Below are 22,535 nucleotides of genomic sequence, written 5' to 3' on the forward strand. Positions count from 1 at the left end.
TTTACAAACTGTGCAGATCCAATGCATCAACGCTGTAGCCTGAAGTCGTCTTCAGGTTGCGACTAATCTGATGTGTATCAGTTTACGTTTAAAAACCAACAAAGTTGGCGACATATTTTTTAAGACAAACTGATTTATGTACCTGAGGTACAATTAAACGCAACAGTTTGCTTTGTTTGCCGATATAATAAGCCTTCGGCGTGGCATAATTCTTTGGGGACCTTCCCGTATCATGTGAGTCTTTAATTGAACAATCAAGTTCAGAAAAATCTGAAATGATTTAACTTTTACTCACAAACGATGGTTTCCGTGCGCTGACTATATCAAACCTTGCATCATCTGCCTATGGGCTAAGCTTATGTTTCTTGTGTAAAGCATAACCTAAGTGATCAGTTTTTAATCAATTTTAGTATTTTTTGGGTCATAGTAACTGTATGAATTCTACGCAACAATGGCAAAACGTCACTTGGTTTGAAGTGGATGAACATCAAGATGGACAACGCATCGATAATTTCCTGTTTAGTCGTCTGAAAGGTGTGCCAAAAAGCCGTATCTATCGTCTGATTCGTGAAGGCCAGGTTCGCGTCAATAAAAAACGCATTAAAGCAGAAACCAAACTCGCAATCGGTGACCAGATTCGCGTTGCGCCGATTCGTTATGAACAAAAAGATGAGACCGCGGCACCTGTTTCCGACAAAGTGGCACAAGGCTTATTGGCCCGTGTGATTTATGAAGATGAAGGTCTGATGGTTGTAAATAAGCCATCCGGGATTGCCGTGCATGGCGGTAGCGGTGTGGCCTATGGCCTGATTGAAGGCTTACGTGCAGCAACCGGTAAAAAGTATCTGGAACTGATTCACCGGATTGACCGTGATACTTCCGGTCTGGTGATGATTTCCAAAAAGCGTAGCGTGTTGAAAACATTACAAGATATGTTGCGTGAACATAAAATCAAAAAAACCTATGCCGCTGTAGTAAAAGGGCAGGTCAGTCTGGATAAACAGCTGATTGATGCACCTTTACATCGTTACGAGCTGGCCAATGGTGAACGTCGTGTCTGCGTGTCCCCGAAAGAAGGTAAAGAGTCTAAAACCCAGTGGAATGTGCAGGAACGTTTTATGCATGCCACACTGGTGTATGCATCTCCGCTTTCTGGTCGTACCCATCAGATTCGTGTTCATGGTTTGAGTATTGGTCATCCGCTAGTAGGCGATGAAAAGTATGGTCATGAAACAGAATATCGTGGGCCAAAACCACGCCGTTTGTGTTTACATGCAATGCGTCTGGACATTCCGGGCTATCCAGCAATTGAAGCACCATTGCCAGAAGATATGCAGAGTCTGGTGGCGCAGTTAAGAGCGCAGAAAGCGGATAAACCGGCTGCCCAATAAGGACTTATTTTTTCTTTTAATAAATTTAACCCACCCTCACCCTCCTTTGAAAAAGGAGGGAATTCCCCTCTTTCTTAAAGATGAGGAACATTGTTCCGCAAGAGGGGAGATTAAATTTCGAAAGAATCCTCTCCCTGAGATACCGTCTTGGTAGTCAATCAGGTTTTGAGATTATTCGACCAATAAATAATCTCTTTGATAGGCAGTCTGATGTTTTAAAACGCCATAACACAGATGTATAAGCTTGCGCATTGCAGCACCTAAAGCACACATTTTATTTTTACCCTGGCTTAATAATCGTTGATATAAAGCTTCAATGTGTGGATTATATTTAATCGCTGTTAATGCTGACATATACAATACTGAGCGTATTTTACTGTCACCTGCTTTTGATAAGTGACTTTGCTTGTTGACTGAACTGCCAGACAACTGATGTACTGGAACCAAACCTACATATGCAGCAGCTTGACTTGCTTTTTCAAACTTGTGCGAATGAAATAACCCCAACAGTAATAAGCCTGATCGTTCACCGATTGAAGGAATAGTTTGCAGTAATTTCAAATCCTGTTTCAATGTTGGATCTTGATCTATGTGATTATTTATTAACTTATCAATATGTTCAAGTTGCTGATTTAAATACTCAATATTCTCTTCAAGTAATTTAATCACAACAACGGAGGTATGAGTGGACTGCGCCTTTTCAAGTCGATTCTTTTCCTGCAATAGACTACCTAGATAGACATCTCGTCTGCCTAGTAAAGCTTTTAATAATCTGACATTTTCAGGTTCAGGCTGCCATATGATTAACTTTGCGGTGTAACCATAACGTGAAAGAGCTTCACTATCAGCTTTATCCGTTTTATTTAGCATGGACATGCCTTTGGCAAAGGCTCTTACTCGTGAAGGATTAGCCACACAAACCTTTACACCTGCATCATATAGATAATATCCCAAATTCTCATGATAAACCGAAGTCGCTTCCATGATTGCTGTCACTTGATCAGGTTCAATTTTAAGAGTGATGAGCCATTTGAGCAGACTGCCAAAGCCACTTTCTGTATTAGTAAATATTTTATTTTTTCTTTTTCCAGTCAAACCTTGAGGGAAAATGCAACAATCTATTTTGGTTTTACTGACATCAATACCTAGCATAATCATGGTGATATTCCTTGAGTTTAAGCTATGATTTTTATCCCATTAACCATCATCTTACCTTGTGAATACAGCATCAAACTGCTTAGTTACCGTTCAGAGTTGTATGAGGGATAAGGGCAAATTGTAGGTTTTATCTCAGGTTCAAATTTAAGATTTTAGCAGCACTCCAAACTCTACAATTTGCGTATAGTGGTAGCTAATCACTATATCAATCAAGATACAAGCAGCACTGCTGCGCAAGTCTCCTTCTTGCACGTCGTTTAAAGCAGTGCTTTAAACTCATTCAGGAGAGGGAACGTTACTTATTAAGTAGTAATATTGAATTAAAACTTAATTCATAATTCGACTTTATTGGTTCTTTTAGTAAAGTCATTTGCTTAAGAATGAAAAAAGCCCTCTCCTTGTAGGAGAGGGCTTCAAGACTGAATCAAATCTAGGAAATCTTTTATGAACTCACCTGTAAAATTGGTCATTTTCGATTGGGATGGCACTTTATTTGATTCAGTCGGTCAAATCGTGGCGAGTTTGCAGTTTGCCGCACAGCAGTTTCAGCAGCCGTTAACGGATGCAGATGCGAAAAGTATTATTGGACTGGGTTTACCTGAAGTTGCACAGCGTTTATTCCCGACAGTACCAGAATTACATACGGATATTTTGCAGGCTTATTCCGATCATTATGTTGCCAACTCATCAGGAGATTCCTGGTTTGAAGGCGTAGCGTACATGCTCGCAGATTTACAGCAGCAAGGCGTGAAGCTGGCAGTAGCCACAGGGAAAAGCCGTAAAGGTCTGGATCGTGTATTAAAACAGACGAACAGTGAAGAGCTGTTTGTGAGTACGCGCGCAGCCAGCGAAACCCGTTCTAAACCTCATCCACTCATGTTAGAAGAAATTCTGGCGGAAACCGGTGTGCAGGCTGAACATGCCATCATGGTCGGTGATACGTCTTATGATCTGGAAATGGCGCAAAATATTGCCATGCCAAGTGTTGGTGTAGGTTATGGTGTGCATGAGCCTGAACTTTTGGCTCAATTTAATCCCGTCTGTATCGTGGATGATGTGGGTGCTTTGCATAGCGCATTGTTGGCTAAAGTCCAATGGAAACAAGCAGTTTAATCCAGTATCTTGGTTGTAATGAAAAACAAGCAGTTCCCCGGTTTAAATTGGCTGGGGAATGCTGCAGATTTAAGCGCTGGTTCTTATCTTTTAGTCTAAAGTCGTAATTGTACTGATTTTATTCGGTCATATTATGGCAGTTATTTTGCTAAATAACGATGTGTTTTAAAAAATAAGATTTTGTTTTATTTAGTTTTTTATAAATTATTCTTATAGGTAATAGCTATAGCAAAAAATAAAATAACTATTGGCACAAACGCCGTATTTTTCCCATCCTAAAACTGTTTATTCCTATGCTCGCTCTGAGAAAGGCAGTCCATGCGGATGATCAGCCTGATCATTTTCATATGTTCTGTCCCTCTTAGATCCCGGCATAAGCCTAATTTTTGCAGTTTAAGGAAACATTGATGTCGAATTCTGCTGTTGTTGAATCAGTTGCACAAGCACTTCGTAGCGCTGAATTATCACAAACTGCGATTGCACCGATTCGCCCGGAACTTGGCGGTGAAAGTGCTGACGTAGATATCGCCTATGCCGTTCAGGAAGTGAATACCGAGCGTGCTTTGTCTGAAGGTCGCCGTCTGGTGGGTCGTAAAATTGGTTTGACGTCTAAAGTCGTTCAAGCGCAACTGGGTGTAGATCAGCCGGATTTCGGTATGTTATTTGCCGACATGGCCTATGGCGATGGTGAAGCAATTCCAGCTGGCCTTCTGATTCAGCCGAAAGTTGAAGCAGAAATCGCATTGGTGATTAACCAGGATTTAACCAAAGAAAAACACACGTATGCAGACATTATCAGCGCAACTGATTATGCACTGCCTGCAATTGAAGTGGTCGATAGCCGTATCGAAAACTGGAAAATCAGCCTGATTGATACTGTGGCGGATAACGCATCTTCTGCTGCATTTGTCTTGGGTTCTCAGCCGGTTAAGTTAGAAAAACTTGATCTTGTGAACTGCAAGATGGTGATGACGCGCGGTGAGGAAGTCGTTTCTCAAGGCGTGGGTAAAGCATGTCTGGCAAACCCATTGAATGCTGCTGTTTGGCTGGCAGATGAAATGGTACGCCGTGGTCGTCCGCTGTTAAAAGGCGACATCATCTTGACGGGTGCCTTAGGTCCAATGGTTGTGGCTCAACCAGGTGATGAATTCAAGGTTGAAATTGAAGGCTTTGGTTCAGTAACTGCTGCATTCGCTGCTGAATAATCAAGATTCCAAGAGAGTACATTCATGAAAAAGATTAAATGTGCAATGATCGGTCCAGGGAATATTGGTACTGATTTGCTTTATAAATTACAACGCAGTGAATGGTTAGAGCCGGTTTGGATGGTGGGGATTGACCCAACTTCTGAAGGCCTTGCGCGTGCTGCGAAAATGGGTTTAAAAACCACGGCTGAAGGTGTAGACGGTCTTCTTCCACACGTAATCGAAGATGACATCAAAATTGCATTCGATGCAACGTCTGCATACGTACACGCAGAAAACAGCCGCAAGCTCAATGAACTTGGCGTGCTCATGATTGACTTAACGCCTGCTGCGATTGGTCCATTTTGTGTACCACCAGTCAACCTTGAAGCATTACTACAAGCGGGCGAAGTACCAAACGTGAACATGGTGACATGTGGCGGTCAGGCAACGATTCCGATGGTGGCTGCAGTTTCTCGCGTTCAACCAGTTGAATATGGTGAGATCATTGCAACTGTATCGACCAAATCTGTAGGTCCTGGTACGCGTAAAAACATCGACGAATTCACACGTACCACTGCGGGTGCAATTGAGAAAGTCGGCGGCGCGAAACAGGGTAAAGCGATCATCATCATTAACCCGGCTGAGCCACCTTTAATGATGCGTGACACAGTACATTGCTTGGTTGAAGGCGAGCCGGATCAGGCAGCGATTACTGAATCTGTACATGCCATGATCAAGGAAGTTCAAAAATACGTACCAGGTTACAAGCTTGTAAATGGTCCGGTATTTGATGGCAACCGCGTATCAATTTACTTGGAAGTTGAAGGTCTAGGTGACTTCCTGCCGAAATACGCAGGCAACCTGGATATTATGACTGCAGCAGCTGCACGTACTGCAGAAATGTTCGCAGAACACGTGTTCAACACCGCTGAAGCTTAAAGGAATACCAAAATGTCTAAGATTATTGTTCATGATATGACTTTGCGTGATGGTATGCACCCGCAGCGCCATCAAACGACTGTTGAGCAAATGATTGCAATTTCAACAGCACTTGATGATGCTGGCGTACCTTTAATTGAAGTAACACACGGTGACGGCCTGGGTGGTTCATCAGTGAACTACGGTTTTGCTGCTGCAACGGATGAAGAATACTTGTCTACTGTTGTGCCACGTATGAAAAATGCAAAAATTTCTGCATTGCTTTTACCTGGTATCGGTACGGTTGACCATTTGAAAATGGCACATGAAATTGGTGTTTCTACCATTCGTGTGGCGACGCATTGTACTGAAGCGGATTGTTCTGAACAGCACATCACCGCTGCACGTAAACTAGAAATGGACACCGTCGGTTTCTTGATGCTGGCGCATATGGCAACACCTGAAAAATTGCTTGAAGAAGCAAACAAGATGGTGTCTTACGGTGCAAACTGTATTTATGTGACAGATTCAGCAGGTTACATGCTTCCTCAAGACGTGATCGACCGTGTGGGTCACTTACGTCAACACTTGGATTCAAGCATTGAGCTTGGTTTCCATGGTCACCACAACTTAGGTATGGGTGTATCGAATACTGTTGCTGCGGTTCAAGCAGGTGCAGTACGTGTTGACTTGGCATCTGCTGGTCTTGGTGCTGGCGCTGGTAACACACCACTTGAGCTGTTTATCGCTGTGGCAAACCGTATGGGTATGGACACTGGCGTTGACTTGTTCAAAGTGCAAGACGTTGCTGAAGATCTAGTGATTCCAATGATGCACAACCCGATTCGTGCCGACCGTGATGCGGCAACTTTAGGTTATGCGGGTGTTTACTCGTCATTCCTGTTATTTGCTAAACGTGCTGAAGCGAAATATGGCGTATCTGCGCGTGAAATCCTGATGGAACTTGGTCGCCGTGGTACGGTAGGTGGTCAGGAAGACATGATTGAAGACCTGGCATTAACCATGTCTAAAGCTCGTGAGTTACAAGCTTAATTTTTAATGCCGTGGTATTAAAATAAGTCCAATAAAAAAGCATCCGATTCGGATGCTTTTTTATTATGAAGTAGATTTAATAATATAATAAAACTCTGATCTCAGATATTTTAGTTATAGTGTTATGTGAAGATTATTTTAGTTTAATTTTTTCCTTAAACATAAAAACGATAAATAAAAAATATTATCTTAAAGTTTTTAAAAAAATTGCGCTTATTAATAAAGGAAACAGAAATTTGAATTAAATATCTGGTCAAATTTTTATTTTCATTAATCGGTTTAAAATCTAAGAGATTGAGTGCTTAAATCTGGGCCCGGAATATGCAGAGCTAAAAGAGCAAAAGTTTAATACTGTGGTCGGATTTTTTATTTAAACCGACTTGCGCATGATGGCGGCATGGATTTTATCAGCTGAATGGGGAACTCATCATGCGTCGTCACAATTTATGGATTGCAATGCTTGCTGCGACAGCAACTTTAGGGACAACTGCAACGAATGCAGACTTTATTGACGACAGCAATGTTCAACTCAAATTTAAAAACTTTTATCTAGACCGTCAGTATCAAGATGACTATTCATCACGTAACTGGGGTTCTTGGTCACAAGGGGTGACTTTGGATGCCAAGTCCGGTTATCACGATATCGGTGGTGGTGTGCAGGTTGGTGCTGATGTACTGGTGCAACATGCAGTCAAACTCAACGGCCATGATAAAAATCCGGACTGGGTTTTACCGCACGATGGCAAAGAATCAAAAGATCATTTCGGTAAAGTCGGCGCGACCTTAAAAGCCAAAGTTTCACAAACTGAGCTGAAAGTCGGCGAGTTATTGCCTGTATCTCCAGTCTTGGTATTCGATCCATCCCGTCAGTTATTAACGACTTATAGTGGCGCTTGGTTAGAGTCTAAAGACCTTAAGGATACCAAGTTAACTCTGGCGTATATTGATGGTATTAACAACCGTTATGACAACCAGTTCCGTGACTTAACTAAATTTGCTCCACCAAGTTTCTATGATACGGGTGCTGAAGCTGATGGCATGTGGATTGCGGGTGTAGACCACCAACTCACTAAAGAAGTAGGTGCGAGCTACTGGTATGCCGATGTTCAAGACATTTATCAACAGCATTATCTAGGTGTCAATTACAAAACTGCGCTTGGTGAAAAAACCAAATTAGATAGCCATATTCGTTACTTCGATAACTCGGAGTCAGGTGACAAGCTGTATGGTGAGATCGATAACCAGGCTGTGTCTGTCGCCGCAAAAGTGAATCATGGTGCACATAGCGTAGGTGTGGGTTACCAGCAAATGTTTAGTGATAGCGCATTCCCGACATTGGGTGGCTGGGTGCCACAGCCTTATCTGGCGAACTGGGGGGTAGCGACCTTTACCGCGCCAGAAGAAAAGTCATGGAGTGTTTCTTATGGCTATGACTTCTCTGAAATGGGTGCAAAAGGCTTAAACGCAACAGCCGTATATTTCAAAGGTTATGATCAGAAAGGTACTGGGGCGTATCAAGGTCAGAACTTCAATACGGATGAAGTGAATGCCATCGTGAACTACACTGTGCCAGAAGGTAAATTAAAAGGTTTGGGTGTACAGGCGATGTATATTGATGTGAATTTTGCCAATCCAGCAAAACCAGACCTGCAAGAATACCGTGTCGCCACCACTTATACGCATAAATTCTAATACCCGTATATTTTAAAAGCAGTCAGTCTTCTGGCTGCTTTTTGGTTTAAGCGTTCCATTGTTGCATTAAAGGCTTAGATTGAGTAGGGTTTTATTTTAAATTGATATATAAAACAAATACTTAAATTATATCTATTTTGTAGGGTGCAATCGTAATTTTGTATCAGTTTGCTGCGGCTGAGCGGTTAATATAAGGGTGTACACAAGTCATTTTAATGAGTCAACTTGACGTCGAATTCTTGAAAATAGAGGGACACGCAAGCGAAAGACTGTAAGAGGAAGCAATATGAGCACTGTTCAAATCCCTGACTATCAAACAGATCCATTCTTTGGCTTAGAAGACAAATGGATTGAAACTGCTGAAGGCGAGTTGACCCATTACCACGAAATTGGTGAAGGTACGCCTATTCTATTTTTACACGGTTCAGGTACAGGTGTATCGGCCGCGGCAAACTGGTGGTTAAACCTGCCACAAATTGGTGAGCAAGCGCGTTGTATCGCGATTGATACCATTGGTTATGGCCAAACTGTGGTTGCACCGGGTACTGAATATGGTATCCGTGCCTGGGTAGATCATGCGATCCGTACGCTAGATGCTTTGGGTATCGAAAAAACCTGGTTGGTCGGTAACTCTCTGGGTGGCTGGTTAGCATTCCAGATGGCATTGGATTATCCAGATCGTATTTTGGGTATCGTGTCTATGGGTACGGGCGGTGCGAAACAGACAGCTGCACTTAAAGCTCACGCAAACCCAGTTCTTACAGAAGAAGGAATCAAGAAAACCCTTTCTATGTTTGTCGTAAACAAAGACCTGATTACTGATGAACTGGTAAAAGTACGTTTTGCTTCTGCTGCAAATGACTATGCATCAAATCGTTTAATGGATGTGGTTGGCGCACGTGACCGTGACCGTTTCGAATTCCCATTAGACTTCGAAAAAATGAAAGACATTACTGTGCCTGTACTATTGATTCATGGTACGCAAGACGTGGTGATTCCGGTTTCTCGTACTTGGGACATCCTGAACATCGTGCCAAATGCTGATGCACATATCTTCAGCCAATGTGGTCACTGGTCTCAAGTTGAAAAAGCAGATGAGTTCAACACTGTGATCAAAAACTACTTGGCTGTACACGGCGTAAAATAAGCTCGATGTAGTTTTAAAAAGGGATGGCTTCGGTCCATTGCTGTCCCACAATTTTTCACAAGAGGAAGCTCATTTGAGCTTCCTCTTGTTTTATGGGTATTTTATCGGGTGAAAATAAAGCTTTTAAAGTTCTTCTTTCAAACAAATTCACTTGAATTATTCTGAGTAAACGTTGAACTGTCCAACCTGTTTTCCCTAAATGTTGAGCGAAACTCACCAATAAATAGGCGATCATCGCAATCCAGATTTGTGTCTGAATTGCGTTCCTGCTGCGGCCTAGAAACGCTTTTAATTTGAGATTCTGCTTAATCGCCTTAAAGAACAGCTCAACTTTCCAACGATCTTTATAAATCGCCGCAATGGTGGAGGCGGCTAAATGAAAGTTATTGCTGAGAAAGCTAAAGTGCTTGCCACTTTGCTGATCTCTATATTCAATTCTTCTTAACACTGGGGCTTTTCTTTTTAGGGCATGTGCGCTATTCAGCTGAATGGTTTCATCTTTTAGAATACCTTTGGATTCAAGCACTGGATGTTGCTGGATCACCTGATACACAGATTTAGGCCTAAAACGTGTGACAAATCCAATGTTTTGAGCAGTCAGATTTGCATACCATTGGTAATCGACATAGCCTTTATCAAAAACTACAATGCTGCCAGCAGGAAACTGGAATTTGCGGCCTTGTACCATGTCATTTTCTTTGCCATTTTCAACTGCAACAAACTCAGGAATATCATTGCTGTGATTCAATCCTATGCTGAGTTTCATGCTGGCTTTTGAGTCGTGAACTTTGGCCCATTCACATAAGGAAAGCGACAGGTCAATATGACTGGCATCCAAGGAATACAAGGGATTCTTAAAGCGAAATTTATGAGCTACTTTTGAGTGTTCATAGTATTTAAGCAACTTGTGAAATAGCTGTTGATACAAGGCAGCAGGCTGCTGCTCATTGATTCGTGCCAGCGTGCTTCGGGGAATAGACTTTGCTCCGAGATGACTTAGCTTTTCCTGTTGGCACTCCAAATTGGATTGAATATCTCTCAGACTTTGTCTACAAGAGAATTGAGACATCAATATGGCAATAAACTGATCCCACCGGGAAGCCGCTCTAAATTTCTGTCCAACATGGTGTACTTTAGCAAGTTGTTCAAAATCCTGTCGCACAACAGGTTTAATTAGCTCATGAAATACGGTATTCTGATGTGACAAAACCTGAATCCTGGTCGTTAAAGTGTTTGTTTGCACTCATATTTTAACTGTTAGGACTCAGGTTTTTTTATTTAAAGCAAACTATGGGACAGCAGTGTGGCTTCGGTCATCCTTTTTTATATCGAAAATATTTGAGGTAGTGCACATAAATGAGTTTGATTCTCATTTATTTGGATAAATATAAAAATCTAATAATTTTTATAGGTTTGAGCTATTTAAACGGAGAAAAATCCAAATGAAACTTTATTAGACTTAAGTGGTAAATGCAGCACATTTAGAGCTAAAAATACACAATTTTGGTCGAGGTCAAGTGACAAATTTAAACGCTAGAAATAGATTCTTTATCAAAGAATGGAATTAAAAATGAATTCTTAAGCATAAAATAATAAAACAAAAAAAGCACATGCCTATCAAAAGTTGAATGGCATGTGCTTAATGCAGGAAAGGAATAGAATTAATTTTGTTCGCTACGGTTAATATCCAGATAGAACACACGAGTCAAAAGCTCAAGAAATTTGCTCACGACATAGGATTTGTTGTTTTTATGGTAGCTGACATACAGGTCTAAATAGGGCAACTCCACGTCCAGCGGACGAATCACGGTATTATCCATGGTTAGTGGTGCAATATAGCCAGGCAAAATGGTACAGCCTAGGCCCATTCCGATCGAGTTGATATTAAATAAAATATTATCGGCCTTTTGCACGATATTGAGTTCAATGCCGTTGGCTTTGGCAAAGTCCAGAATAGCCTGGTTCAGGGTCAAGGACTGCTCTGCTGATGGAATAATAAAATCAATACCATTCAATGCTTTAACAGGAATTCTTTCGTATTTTGCTAAGGGGTGATCTTTAGGCAGGAGAAAAATCAGCGGTTCACGAATCACGAACTGGCTTTCAATTTCATCACTATTGAAATTATGACGGGTAAATGTCAGATCTAGATCACCTTTTTTTAACAAACGCATCTGCTCATTGTTGTTCAGGCTGAGCAGTTCAATTTTTAAATCTGGGTTCTGTACACGTAGATTTGGCAAGATATAGGGGAAGATTTTCATCTCGGCTACCGGTACAAAACCGATACGGAGCATTTGCTGTTTGGCCTGTGACACCTGACGTGCCATGGCAACGGCTTTGTCTGCCTGTGCAAGGGTGAGACGGGCCTGTTCCAGGAATACGGCGCCTTCTTCGGTCAGCTCTACTTTACGTTTGGTCCGGTTGAGTAGCTTTACCCCGACATCTTCTTCCAGGTCTTTGATTTGCTGGCTAAGTGAGGGTTGAGCCGTATAAAGTTTAAGTGCTGCCTTACTAAAATTGAGCTCTTCAGCAACGGTGATAAAGTAGCGAAGGTGTCGTAATTCCATGTCATCAACCCAAAGAGTAATCCAAAAAATGTCTTACTATAATTTCCTCAAAGTATAATCTATAAACAACTATGTCGTGAAGATTATTTTCCCATTCATAAACTAAATGCTCTGGCGGGATTAATAGATGTTTTAATATAAAAATTCACGTGCTTAATAATTGCTTTAAGCTCTTAATTGAAACAAAAAAAATATTTCCCGAAAAACGCTGTCAAATCCATCATCGTTGAAAAGTTGAGTCTATTACTTTGTGCCAAAGATAGGTCACAGGAGAGCTTTTCATGAGTGGAAAAATTGATGTGCGCGAAATCGATGCTTTAGTCGATGCACAAAATGGACGTATTACGCCATCTATTTATACAGATCCTGACATTTACGAATTAGAACTCGAACGTGTTTTCGGTCGTACTTGGTTATTCCTTTGCCATGAAAGCCAAATTCCTAAGGCTGGTGATTTCTTCAATACCTACATGGGTGAAGATCCAATCATTGTGGCACGTCAAAAAGACGGCTCAATCAAAGCATTTTTAAACCAGTGCCGTCACCGTTCTATGCGTGTGAGCTTCGCTGACTGTGGTAATACCCGTGCATTTACTTGCCCATACCACGGCTGGTCATATGGCATTGACGGTTCTTTAAAAGATATCCCGCTTGAAGATCGTGCTTACCCGCATGGTGCATGTAAAGAGCAATGGGGTCTGGTTGAAGTGAATCGTGTGAAGTCTTACAAAGGCTTGGTATTCGCTTGTTGGGATGAAACCACACCTGATCTAGAAGAATACATGGGCGATATCGCTTGGTATTTAGATGGCGTTGTTGACCGTCGTCCAGGTGGTACTGAAATCATTGGTGGTGTACACAAGTGGGAAATCGAGTGTAACTGGAAATTTGCAGCGGAACAGTTTGCATCTGACCAATATCACGCCTTGTTCTCTCACGCTTCTGCGATCCAAGTATTGGGCGCGAAACCAGACGACGAATCTTCTAAAAAATTAGGTGCTGCGCAAACTGCTCGTCCAGTTTGGGAAACTGCCAAAGACGCGATCCAGTACGGTTCACGTGGTCACGGTTCAGGCTTCTTCTTTACAGAAAAACCAGACGCAAACGTATGGGTTGACGGTGAAGTTGCCAACTACTTCCGTGAAACTTACGACGAAGTTAAAGAGCGCCTAGGCGAGACTCGTGCATTGCGTCTTGCAGGTCACAACACCATGTTCCCAACTTTGTCTTGGTTGAACGGTACTGCAACACTTCGTGTATGGCACCCACGTGGTCCAAACAAAACTGAAGTGTGGGCATTCTGTATTGCTGATGCTGAAGCATCTCAAGAAGTGAAAGAAGCATTTGAACGTTCTGCAACGCGTGCCTTTGGTCCAGCCGGTTTCCTGGAGCAAGATGACTCTGAAAACTGGATCGAGATCCAAAAAGTTTTACGTGGTTATAAAGCGCGTCAAAACAAACTCATTATGGAAATGGGTAAAGGCAACGAAAAAGTACGTGAAGATGGTATCCCGGGTATCACCAACTACATTTTCTCTGAAACTGCAGCACGTGGTATGTACCGCCGCTGGGCAGATTTATTGATCCATGAAAAATGGGAAGACGTGGAAAAAGCAGCTGACGAATATGAGAAGGAGCTTATGAAATGAGTCAAATCAGCTTAGAACTTCATCACCAAATTAGTCAGTTCCTTTATCGCGAAGCAAAATTGCTAGACGATTGGAAATTCCGCGAATGGTTAGACACGCTAGCTGAAGATATTTCTTACACGCTACGTACTACACCAAACGCTCAAACACGTGACCGTCGTCGTTCAGTTGAACCACCTACCACTTGGGTATTCAATGATACGAAAGATCTTTTAGAACGTCGTGTTGCTCGTCTGGAAACTGGTATGGCTTGGGCTGAAGAGCCTCCATCACGTACCACTCACATGGTGAGCAACGTGATTGTTGAGCCAACTGAAGTTGAAGGCGAATACGATGTGTACATGACATACCTTCTGTACCGTACCCAAAAAGAGAAAGACGTTACGATTTACTGTGGTAAACGTCATGACAAGATTCGCAAAGTTGAAGGCGGCTTGGGCTTCCAGATCTTCAACCGTAAGATCACCCTTGACCAAGTTACCTATAACTCACATAACCTGAGTGTGTTCTTCTAATGAATAAGATTTTTGTTTGCCAAGTTGACGAATTAGACGAAGGCGAAGCGTTAAAAGTGGATTGCGGCGTAAACGGTATCGAAGCGCTTGCTGTATTTAACAATGGCGGTGAATTCTTCGCTATGAACGATAAATGCAGTCATGGTAATGCGTCAATGTCTGAAGGTTACCTTGAAGATGACGGTACTGTGGAATGTCCATTGCATTCAGCACGTTTCTGTTTAAAAACAGGTGAAGCATTGTGTCTACCTGCAACTGATCCAATCAAAACATTCCCAGTGATTGTTGAAGATGGTGCGTTATACGTAGAGATGGCAGGAGAGTAATCATGGGTTGGCTACAAGGCGAAGTTGCACTGATCACTGGTGGTGGTTCAGGCTTAGGCTGGGCACTGGTTGAACGTTTCCTGGAAGAAGGTGCACAAGTTGCGGTTCTTCAACGTTCACAGTCAAAAGTTGACGCTTTGAAAGAACATTTCGGTGACCGCGTGCTTGCGATCGCAGGTGATGTGGCCAGCTATGAAGACAATGTCCGTGCTGTAAACGCAACAGTTGAGCGCTTCGGCAAGCTTGACTGTTTCGTTGGCAATGCCGGTATCTGGGATCATTATGCAGATATCGTCAATACATCGGGTGAGCAACTGGAAAAAGCCTTTGATGAAATCATGGGCATTAATACCAAGTCACTCATCTTGGGTGCTAAAGCTGCGCTGGATGCATTGATAGCTTCTGAAGGTTCTATCATATTTACTTTGTCTAACTCTGCACTGTACTCGGCAGGCGGAGGCCCCGTGTATACAGCATCTAAGCATGCAGGGGTCGGCATTATGAAAGAACTGGCTTACGAACTTGCGCCTAAAGTACGAGTGAACGCTGTTGCACCGTCAGGTATGAATGTGAATATTAAAGGTGCGGCATCATTGGGTCAGGAAAACCTGGGTCTGCTGGATGCCCGTGATCCTGAGAAAATTGCACGTGGTATGCCACTGAACTTCTTGCCTGAACCGGAAGACATGACCGGTTCATACGTGCTCTTGGCATCTCGTCAAAACAACCGTCCTTTGACCGGTGTGTTAATTAACGCTGAATGTGGTCTGGGTATTCGTGGTTTACGTCAACCACGTGCAGGTTTCTTTGACGAATAAAATTCAGTCTGAAATGTAATGGACTTACTCGGTAGCCTGTTCTGGGCTACCTTCCGTTCTGGAGTCTCTCATGGCCGTTAAACTTATTTGTGCGTCGCACAGCCCATTAATGGAATTTGCTTCACCGCAAGAAAAGCATAAAGAACAAGCCGTTCGTGAAGCTTTTGCCAAACTTGCCAAAGAAGTTGAAGACTATAATCCAACGTTAATCATTACTTTTGGTCCAGACCATTTTAATGGCTTCTTCTATGACCTGATGCCAAGCTTCTGCGTGGGTATTCGTGCCAAAGCAGCAGGGGACTGGGATTACGGTAAAGACAATGACCACATTAATGTGCCTGAAGAAACAGCCCTTAATCTAGTGCGTCGTGTGTTGGATGAAGGTGTGGATGTTGCGTACTCATATCGTATGCAAGCTGACCATGGCGTGACTCAGCCCTTACATTTCCTGTGTGAAGGCAAACTTGACCGTTATCCAACGATTCCAATTTTTATTAATGGCGCTGCTGCACCTATGCCAACCACCAAGCGTACCATCGCTTTGGGCCGTGCTGTGGGTCAATACATCAAGTCTTTAAACCTTGAAAACGAGCGTGTGCTTGTTTTAGGTACCGGTGGTCTGTCACATGATCCACCTACACCGCAAATGGGTGCAGTACCGCCAGAAGTGGAAGAGTTCCTGATTGCAGGCCGTTATCCAACGCCTGAAGCACGTCATGCACGTCAATCCAAAATTATTGCAGTGGGTCAAAAGCTGGCAGCAGGGGATACGTCAGTTGCCGTGCCTCTGAATGCTGAATGGGATATTGCCCTGCTAGAAACCTTCAAGCATGCTGATTTTGCAACATTAGAAGCGATGACTGAAGCTGAAATCCGCCGTGATGGTGGTCGTGGTGGTCAGGAAGTCCGTTCTTGGATGGCTGCCTTCGCTGCCTTAAGCGAAATGGGTGAGTATGAAATGACCACGCATTGCTATGAAGACATCAGCGAATGGATTGCCGGCTTCGGTATCGTATCTGCAGAGTTAAAAGGTTAAGAAAATGAGCAACGTAAACAACATCGTGATCGTGGGTGCTGGCCAGGCAGGTGCGAGCGCAATTTTAGAACTTCGTGGCAACAAGTATGAAGGCAAAATCACTTTAATTGGTGATGAAAGCCATCTTCCTTATGAGCGTCCACCGTTGTCTAAAGATGTGATTCTAAAACCTGAAGACACCAAGATCGAAATCCTGTCGGAACAGAAACTGGCAGATTTAGGCGTAGAAACGATTCGCGGCAATGGCGTAGCGAAAATTAATGCCGAAGCGAAAACGGTTGAACTCCTGAACGGTGATGTTGTTGCTTACGACAAGCTCTTGCTTGCAACAGGTGGTGCCGCGCGCCGTTTGCCTAATTTCGATGCTTTGGGCAAACATGTTTATACCCTGCGTAACTTGGAAGATTCACAGGCACTGGTGCCTATACTTCAAGCCGGTCGCCGTATCATCCTGATCGGTGGTGGCGTGATTGGTCTTGAGTTGGCATCATCTGCACGTTACAAAGACTGTCAGGTGACTGTGATCGAAATGGGTCCGATGGTTATGGGTCGTTGTTCACCACAAATCCTGAGCGAATTCCTGCTAGAGCAGCATCGTCAAAACCAGGTCGATGTGCGTCTTGAAACCAAGATTACAGATTGCCGTTTAGATGGTGAAGAAGTCGTGGTAACGCTGGAAGGCGGTGAAGAACTGCGTGCTGATGCTGTAGTTTACGGAATCGGAATCGTGCCAAATGCACAGCTTGCGCTAGATGTAGGTCTGGATGTTGATGTTGCGATCAAAGTGAATGAACAATGCCAAACCTCGAATGCTGATATTTATGCAGCGGGCGATGTTGCGACCCAGTTACGTGACTGTGGCAATCACCGCCGCGTTGAAACTTGGGAAAATGCCAACCTTCAGGCAGGCATCTTCGCGCGTCACGTGATGGGTGTGGAACATCCGAAAGCCAATCCGGCCTGGTTCTGGACGGATCAGCTGAATATCAACTTCCAGTTTGTCGGCGATATGGCCGCAGCTGAATGGCATATCCGTGGTGAAATGGATGCAGCCAAAGGTGCAGACAATTCATTCGTGATGTACGGTGTGACTGATGGTCAGATCGTTGGCGGGATTACCGTGAATGCAGCCAAAGAAATGCGTCATTTGAAAAAAATGATCAGCAAAAATACGGCGTTTGATGTTGAAAAACATTTAGATATCGCGCAAGACTTACGCAAAATTGCTTAAGTTGTATTGAGATATTTCTGGACAGACCTATGTTTTGCATAGGTCTGTTTTTTTATGGTTTTAGCTTTATAGTCATGACCGCAATGGGCTTTGAGATTTAGAAATGTTTTCGTGTAGGTAAGTTTTACTTTTAAGAGATGAGCCATACATGGCATAAAGTAACAAAAATCTTTTGATCGTTTGAGGATACATCCTTGTACCCCAAACGATCTGGCGACATCCATGTCGCCCTCCCATGTAGTTGATGATGGGTGGACTCTATTTTTAGTCTTATCTATACCACTAGTCACGATAGTATCTACAGATCTAAATAACAGGTTTCAGGTTTACTATTTAGAATAATCAGATTTGAGGATGATATGAAATCATCATTGCCGGTCACGGCAAGTATTTACGCTTTATTGGTGCTGATCTGGGCGGCAACGCCACTGGCGATTGTCTGGAGCGTGGCCGAGATTCACCCGATGTGGGTGCTGATCATTCGCTATTTTGGTGCCTCGATTATTGCGTTGTTCCTGTTGAAAATCATGCGCGACCCGCTGCCTTTTGACCGTACTTCAATAAAAAGTTATCTGGCAGGCAGTTTGAATTTAATCGGCGCGCAGCTGTTTATTTATCTGGCGGCCAATTATCTGACCTCAGGATTGATGGCACTGATTTTTGGTTTTTCACCGCTGATCGCCGGTTTAATCGGTCATGTGATTTTAAAAACCCATAAACTGATCTGGCTGCAATGGCTCGGCATGGCAGTGGCCGTCGCCGGTTTATGTTTTGTTTTTGCCGACTCGGCAGACAGCAAGATTAATCCTTGGGGTGTGGTACTGATGCTGATCAGTATGGTGTCTTATATCAGCTCAATCTTCTGGGTTAAACAGATTAGTGCACCCTTGAGTCCGATGTCGCAAGCAACGGGGTCATTGCTGGTCTCCGCGGCTGGTTCAGTCATTTTAGTGCCGTTTATCTGGCAACATATGCCGACTCAGTTGCCTAGCACACAGGCCATGATCGGCTTTGTATTTACCATGATCATGTCTTCGATTGTGGCAATGCTGTGTTATTTCTGGCTGATTCGCCGTCTAAATGCTTCGACCGTCTCATTGAGTAATGTGATGACACCGGTGATCGCTCTGGTATTGGGAGCAACCTTAAATCATGAAATTATCAGCAGTCATGCTTTTGCGGGAATTGCTGTGGTGATGTTCGGGATCATCATGTATTTCTGGAAAGAGTGGCGCGAGCAGTATTTTTCCAAGCATTAAAACTGTAAAAATCAAAAGGGCGAAAGCCCTTTTATTATTTGAGTAGAGAGTAAAGTGATTCAACAACGTGAGAGATCATGACTAAGCAACAATTTGTAAAACAACTTTCAAAAATAAATGATTAAGATTTTGATACATAAATCATTCAAGCTTGCACAAGCTTATTTAGGACAGTGTCAGGATGTCTGAATCCAATAAAATCGTAGTCTATGCAGCCCTGTTTGGTAATCTGGCGATCGCGCTGGTTAAATTTGTTGCGTCCTATATAACCAATAGTTCTGCCATGTTCAGTGAAGCAATTCATTCGGTAGTGGATACCTTGAATGAAATTTTACTGCTGTATGGCATGAAAAAATCAGAAAAACCGGCAAATGCCAAACATCCTTTTGGTTATGGGCGTGAACTGTATTTTTGGGCCTTTATTGTGGCACTGATGGTTTTTGCCCTGGGTGCGATTGTATCCATCTATCAAGGGATACAGCATATTCTTCAGCCTGAAGTCATGCAGGATCCATTGATCAATTATATTGTGCTGGGTCTGGCGATTCTTTTTGAAGGATTTTCATGGTCAGTGGCTTTAAAAACCTTTCGTAAACAAAAGGGAAATCTGGGATATTTTGAAGCCTTTCGACACAGTAAAGATCCAACGACCTTTACCGTGTTATTTGAAGATACTGCCGCCCTGGTCGGCTTGGTGATTGCTCTGGTCGGTATCTTTCTGGCGTATCAACTGAATATTCCTGAATTGGACGGTGCTGCATCAATTTTAATTGGTATCGTGCTGGCAGTATCTGCCTGGTTTCTGGCACGTGAAACCAAAGGTTTGTTACTGGGTGAAACGGCAGATCCAAAACTGCGTGAAGATGTATTGAACATTGCTCAACAGGATGCGGCAGTTTTCAGTGCCAATGGGGTGTTGACTGAGCAGATGGGCGCTCAGCAAGTCATTGCATCATTGAGTCTGGAGTTTAAAGATGATTTAACTTCTGATGAAATTGAAGCCTGTGTCAACCGGATCGAAGCGCAGATTAAACAGCTGCACCCGGAAATTATTGCTTTATTTGTGAAACCCCAAACCAAGGCCGTATGGCTGGAACGAACCCAAGGTCGTGTATAAAGATCTAAAAATCGCTTGAGGTTGGTATTTTGACTTCAGCTTGTCTTTCTCGCACAATTGATGTGATGATACTGAGGTATGGCGAATTTCATCATAAAATCATCAATGGGCAGACATGCTTTTGTCAGCATGGGCTTATAAATATTGAGTATCATTTTGTATTTTTAGACAGAAGGGCGCGAGCGATATTTTTCTAGATAATCCAAGGCTTCAGCCAGCCATAAGGTCGATGAAATGCCATTTTTTTGCTAAAAATAACAAAAACATACATGATTTTCTGTGACGGATTTCATACTATGTTGTAGTGTGCCTGTTTTTAGTTTGTATGCTCATTAAAAGATGCACCGCTTGACCATTTCAAGAGGTTGTTGTCTTGCATATAGCGAATAATAAATAGTGGATGTTTATGCAAGATCTTCTCAAAACTAAAAAATTCCAGTTAATCACGGAATCCAGTTGGAAACATCTCTGGTCTAAGCCAGTGTTTGAGTATCTGCATTCAGATCATTTCGACGGAAAACAGTTTCGTAATCTTGAGCATGCTTCTCTATCGCGCGGTCGCTTTGATTTATACAAATGGCTCATTACCCGAAAATCCAAGACCTGGAATGTCAATCTTGATGAAGAGCGTGCCGAGTTTTTTTCTCGTCCGCGCGCATTGCCACAGCAGCGTCCAGATGCAGCTCTGGATGACTGGCAAGTCTGGTTTATTGGTCACGCAACCACATTAATTCAGATCGGCCCCTATAACTTCCTGACCGATCCGGTTTGGGCTGAATATGCCAGTCCATCGGCTTCTACAGGGCCGCAGCGGGTCATTCCGGCTGGCATTGCCTTGGATGAATTACCTCAGATTGATGCCGTACTGCTCAGCCATAACCATTATGATCATATGGATCTGGCCAGTCTGGAATGGCTGTACAACACTTTTGAGATGCCGATTTATACCGGTCTGGGTAATGCCTGGTATTTGCCAGAACATTATACCGTGCATGAAATGGACTGGTGGGAAAATGCTTTTTTTGAAGAGATCCGGATTGTCTATACGCCGGCTCAACATGCCTCAGGACGTGGCATGCGCGATCAGAACTGTGCACTTTGGGGAGGCTTTTCTTTATTACATGGTAAGGAACATTGTTTCTTTGCCGGAGATAGCGGCTACGCCTCGCATTTTAAAGAAATCCGTAAACGTCTGGGTGCACCGCGGATTGCCTTGCTTCCGATAGGAGCGTATGAGCCACGTGAACTGATGCGTGCGATCCATATGAATCCGGAAGATGCCTTTCATGCCCATCACGACTTGCAGGCTAAATGTTCACTGGCGATTCATTACCGTACTTTTCAGCTCACAGATGAAGACCGGGATGCACCGGAACATGAGTTGCATGAGATCATCAAGCATTCTTCCAAATTGATTAATCCGTTTTACTGCATACGGGAAGGCAAACGGATTATTGTTTAAGTACTTCCTGTTGTTCCTCTTGGATGAGTTGAATGGCCACTACAGAAAGCATCAGCATGGCGGTATTCATTACCACAGGATTGAATGCTGCAGTAAGTTGCAACGGGGCTGTGAATGCAATCAGCAGTAGTAATCCAGCAAGTCCGATAATATTCAACCTATGCAAGAGTATGGACCGGTTCCATTTCAGAAAGCATAAGCCAAATAGCATTTCACATCCTCCGGAAAGTCCAACCAAGACTTTGGCCAGTCCCAGCTCAAAACCTATATTTTGCCAGATTGTGATTTCAGCGGGTGATTGGAACAGAATTTTTGGAATGAGTCCCTGATAGAGCCATAGTATGACCAAAGTCAGCTGGATAGTACGCAGTGGTTGTAGGAATACAGGTTTAGGATTCACGAACAGCTTCTTCCAGAAAATGGCGTTTATTTTCGCTGAATGGAATCAGGCAATACTTGGTTTTACCAAATAGCTTGTAACGATTTAAAGCGACCACACGATACAGAAAATCTCGGATAAAATGTGGAACCAAATAACCTGCGCTCATTAAATTAAAGGGAAAACCGAGATGCTGCAGCACCTTCAGCAAGGCAGTCGATTCCGTATAGAGTGTGCCATCTTGAATGACGAGTATGGTGGTGTAATGTTCAGTAGACATCTGATAATGTTCGAGCAGTGCTGTACCTAAAGGCGATTGGGCGGAGACCAGTTTAAACTGAATCTTTTTATCGTATTGAATCAAAAACCGTGCCCAGCCATTACAGATCACGCAAACAGCATCAAATAAAACGATGTCGTATTGTTGAATGATGTCTTCAATATTCGGATGCATTGTTGTAGTTCTTTTTGTGCCAGCTTGCTTCTATACTGCTTGATGCCGCAATAAAAAACC

General features: G+C 43.1%; 21 protein-coding genes. 16 read left to right on the forward strand and 5 right to left on the reverse strand.

Annotation, left to right across the window (positions count from 1 at the left end):
- Nucleotides 1-434: 434 nt before the first annotated feature.
- Nucleotides 435-1,391: an RluA family pseudouridine synthase gene (locus J7649_RS12030; RefSeq protein ID WP_005108000.1), complete on the forward strand. Its 957-nt coding sequence runs from the start codon at nt 435-437 to the stop codon at nt 1,389-1,391.
- Between the two features lie 171 nt (nt 1,392-1,562).
- Here the strand turns inward: J7649_RS12030 and J7649_RS12035 are convergent, their stop codons facing one another.
- Nucleotides 1,563-2,549 (reverse strand): IS110 family RNA-guided transposase, encoded by a 987-nt coding sequence (locus tag J7649_RS12035; protein ID WP_004278529.1) that lies wholly within the window; start codon nt 2,547-2,549, stop codon nt 1,563-1,565.
- Between the two features lie 444 nt (nt 2,550-2,993).
- On the opposite strand from J7649_RS12035, the gene J7649_RS12040 reads away from it, so the two are divergent.
- From J7649_RS12040 to J7649_RS12065, 6 genes are all read left to right on the forward strand, one after another.
- Nucleotides 2,994-3,662: an HAD-IA family hydrolase gene (locus J7649_RS12040; RefSeq protein WP_219308265.1), complete on the forward strand. Its 669-nt coding sequence runs from the start codon at nt 2,994-2,996 to the stop codon at nt 3,660-3,662.
- A gap of 407 nt (nt 3,663-4,069) precedes the next feature.
- Nucleotides 4,070-4,867: a 2-keto-4-pentenoate hydratase gene (locus tag J7649_RS12045; RefSeq protein ID WP_004647361.1), complete on the forward strand. Its 798-nt coding sequence runs from the start codon at nt 4,070-4,072 to the stop codon at nt 4,865-4,867.
- Between the two features lie 24 nt (nt 4,868-4,891).
- Nucleotides 4,892-5,788, forward strand: a complete 897-nt coding sequence (locus J7649_RS12050; RefSeq protein ID WP_219308267.1) for an acetaldehyde dehydrogenase (acetylating) — start codon at nt 4,892-4,894, stop codon at nt 5,786-5,788.
- Nucleotides 5,789-5,800: 12 nt separating this feature from the next.
- Complete coding sequence (gene dmpG / locus J7649_RS12055; RefSeq protein WP_153566993.1) at nt 5,801-6,820, forward strand: 4-hydroxy-2-oxovalerate aldolase; 1,020 nt, start codon at nt 5,801-5,803, stop codon at nt 6,818-6,820.
- 429 nt (nt 6,821-7,249) lie between these two features.
- Complete coding sequence (locus J7649_RS12060) at nt 7,250-8,512, forward strand: OprD family outer membrane porin (RefSeq protein WP_219308269.1); 1,263 nt, start codon at nt 7,250-7,252, stop codon at nt 8,510-8,512.
- A gap of 286 nt (nt 8,513-8,798) precedes the next feature.
- Complete coding sequence (locus J7649_RS12065; RefSeq protein WP_004278523.1) at nt 8,799-9,659, forward strand: alpha/beta fold hydrolase; 861 nt, start codon at nt 8,799-8,801, stop codon at nt 9,657-9,659.
- 55 nt (nt 9,660-9,714) lie between these two features.
- On the opposite strand, the gene J7649_RS12070 is transcribed toward J7649_RS12065, so the two are convergent.
- Both J7649_RS12070 and hcaR read right to left on the reverse strand, forming a co-directional pair.
- Nucleotides 9,715-10,866, reverse strand: coding sequence for an IS4-like element ISAbe18 family transposase (locus J7649_RS12070; RefSeq protein ID WP_004645517.1), 1,152 nt, complete (start codon nt 10,864-10,866; stop codon nt 9,715-9,717).
- Between the two features lie 454 nt (nt 10,867-11,320).
- Nucleotides 11,321-12,229, reverse strand: a complete 909-nt coding sequence (hcaR, locus tag J7649_RS12075) for a DNA-binding transcriptional regulator HcaR (protein ID WP_044111817.1) — start codon at nt 12,227-12,229, stop codon at nt 11,321-11,323.
- A 281-nt stretch (nt 12,230-12,510) separates the two neighbouring features.
- Here hcaR and hcaE point away from each other — a divergent pair, with 281 nt between their 5' ends.
- The 9 genes from hcaE (at nt 12,511) to J7649_RS12120 (ending at nt 21,642) form a co-directional block, all read left to right on the forward strand.
- Nucleotides 12,511-13,878 (forward strand): 3-phenylpropionate/cinnamic acid dioxygenase subunit alpha, encoded by a 1,368-nt coding sequence (hcaE, locus tag J7649_RS12080; protein ID WP_004278520.1) that lies wholly within the window; start codon nt 12,511-12,513, stop codon nt 13,876-13,878.
- The gene (gene hcaF / locus J7649_RS12085) at nt 13,875-14,393 is read left to right on the forward strand and encodes a 3-phenylpropionate/cinnamic acid dioxygenase subunit beta (protein WP_005107991.1); all 519 of its coding nucleotides are present in this window, start codon (nt 13,875-13,877) and stop codon (nt 14,391-14,393) included. Before hcaE ends, hcaF begins: the two co-directional genes overlap by 4 nt.
- The gene (gene hcaC, locus J7649_RS12090) at nt 14,393-14,719 is read left to right on the forward strand and encodes a 3-phenylpropionate/cinnamic acid dioxygenase ferredoxin subunit (RefSeq protein ID WP_219308271.1); all 327 of its coding nucleotides are present in this window, start codon (nt 14,393-14,395) and stop codon (nt 14,717-14,719) included. The genes hcaF and hcaC overlap by 1 nt, the downstream gene beginning before the upstream one ends.
- Nucleotides 14,720-14,721: 2 nt before the next feature.
- Nucleotides 14,722-15,537: a 3-phenylpropionate-dihydrodiol/cinnamic acid-dihydrodiol dehydrogenase gene (gene hcaB, locus J7649_RS12095; RefSeq protein WP_076752999.1), complete on the forward strand. Its 816-nt coding sequence runs from the start codon at nt 14,722-14,724 to the stop codon at nt 15,535-15,537.
- Nucleotides 15,538-15,607: 70 nt separating this feature from the next.
- Nucleotides 15,608-16,573 carry a 3-carboxyethylcatechol 2,3-dioxygenase gene (locus tag J7649_RS12100; RefSeq protein ID WP_219308274.1) on the forward strand — a complete coding sequence of 322 codons (966 nt, stop codon included), beginning with the start codon at nt 15,608-15,610 and terminating at the stop codon, nt 16,571-16,573.
- 4 nt (nt 16,574-16,577) lie between these two features.
- Nucleotides 16,578-17,804, forward strand: coding sequence for a 3-phenylpropionate/cinnamic acid dioxygenase ferredoxin--NAD(+) reductase subunit (gene hcaD / locus J7649_RS12105; protein WP_219308276.1), 1,227 nt, complete (start codon nt 16,578-16,580; stop codon nt 17,802-17,804).
- A 359-nt stretch (nt 17,805-18,163) separates the two neighbouring features.
- Nucleotides 18,164-19,063 carry a DMT family transporter gene (locus J7649_RS12110; RefSeq protein WP_219308278.1) on the forward strand — a complete coding sequence of 300 codons (900 nt, stop codon included), beginning with the start codon at nt 18,164-18,166 and terminating at the stop codon, nt 19,061-19,063.
- 181 nt (nt 19,064-19,244) lie between these two features.
- Nucleotides 19,245-20,180 carry a cation diffusion facilitator family transporter gene (locus J7649_RS12115; protein WP_219308280.1) on the forward strand — a complete coding sequence of 312 codons (936 nt, stop codon included), beginning with the start codon at nt 19,245-19,247 and terminating at the stop codon, nt 20,178-20,180.
- Nucleotides 20,181-20,586: 406 nt separating this feature from the next.
- Nucleotides 20,587-21,642 (forward strand): MBL fold metallo-hydrolase, encoded by a 1,056-nt coding sequence (locus tag J7649_RS12120; RefSeq protein WP_219308282.1) that lies wholly within the window; start codon nt 20,587-20,589, stop codon nt 21,640-21,642.
- Here J7649_RS12120 and J7649_RS12125 read toward each other — a convergent pair.
- Nucleotides 21,632-22,042 carry a DoxX-like family protein gene (locus tag J7649_RS12125; RefSeq protein WP_219308284.1) on the reverse strand — a complete coding sequence of 137 codons (411 nt, stop codon included), beginning with the start codon at nt 22,040-22,042 and terminating at the stop codon, nt 21,632-21,634. The two genes, J7649_RS12120 and J7649_RS12125, sit on opposite strands and share 11 nt — an antisense overlap.
- Nucleotides 22,032-22,475 carry a thiol-disulfide oxidoreductase DCC family protein gene (locus tag J7649_RS12130; protein ID WP_219308286.1) on the reverse strand — a complete coding sequence of 148 codons (444 nt, stop codon included), beginning with the start codon at nt 22,473-22,475 and terminating at the stop codon, nt 22,032-22,034. The genes J7649_RS12125 and J7649_RS12130 overlap by 11 nt, the downstream gene beginning before the upstream one ends.
- Nucleotides 22,476-22,535 lie beyond the last annotated feature (60 nt).

It is taken from the genome of Acinetobacter lwoffii, from assembly GCF_019343495.1.
GTDB classification, from domain to species: domain Bacteria; phylum Pseudomonadota; class Gammaproteobacteria; order Pseudomonadales; family Moraxellaceae; genus Acinetobacter; species Acinetobacter lwoffii_P.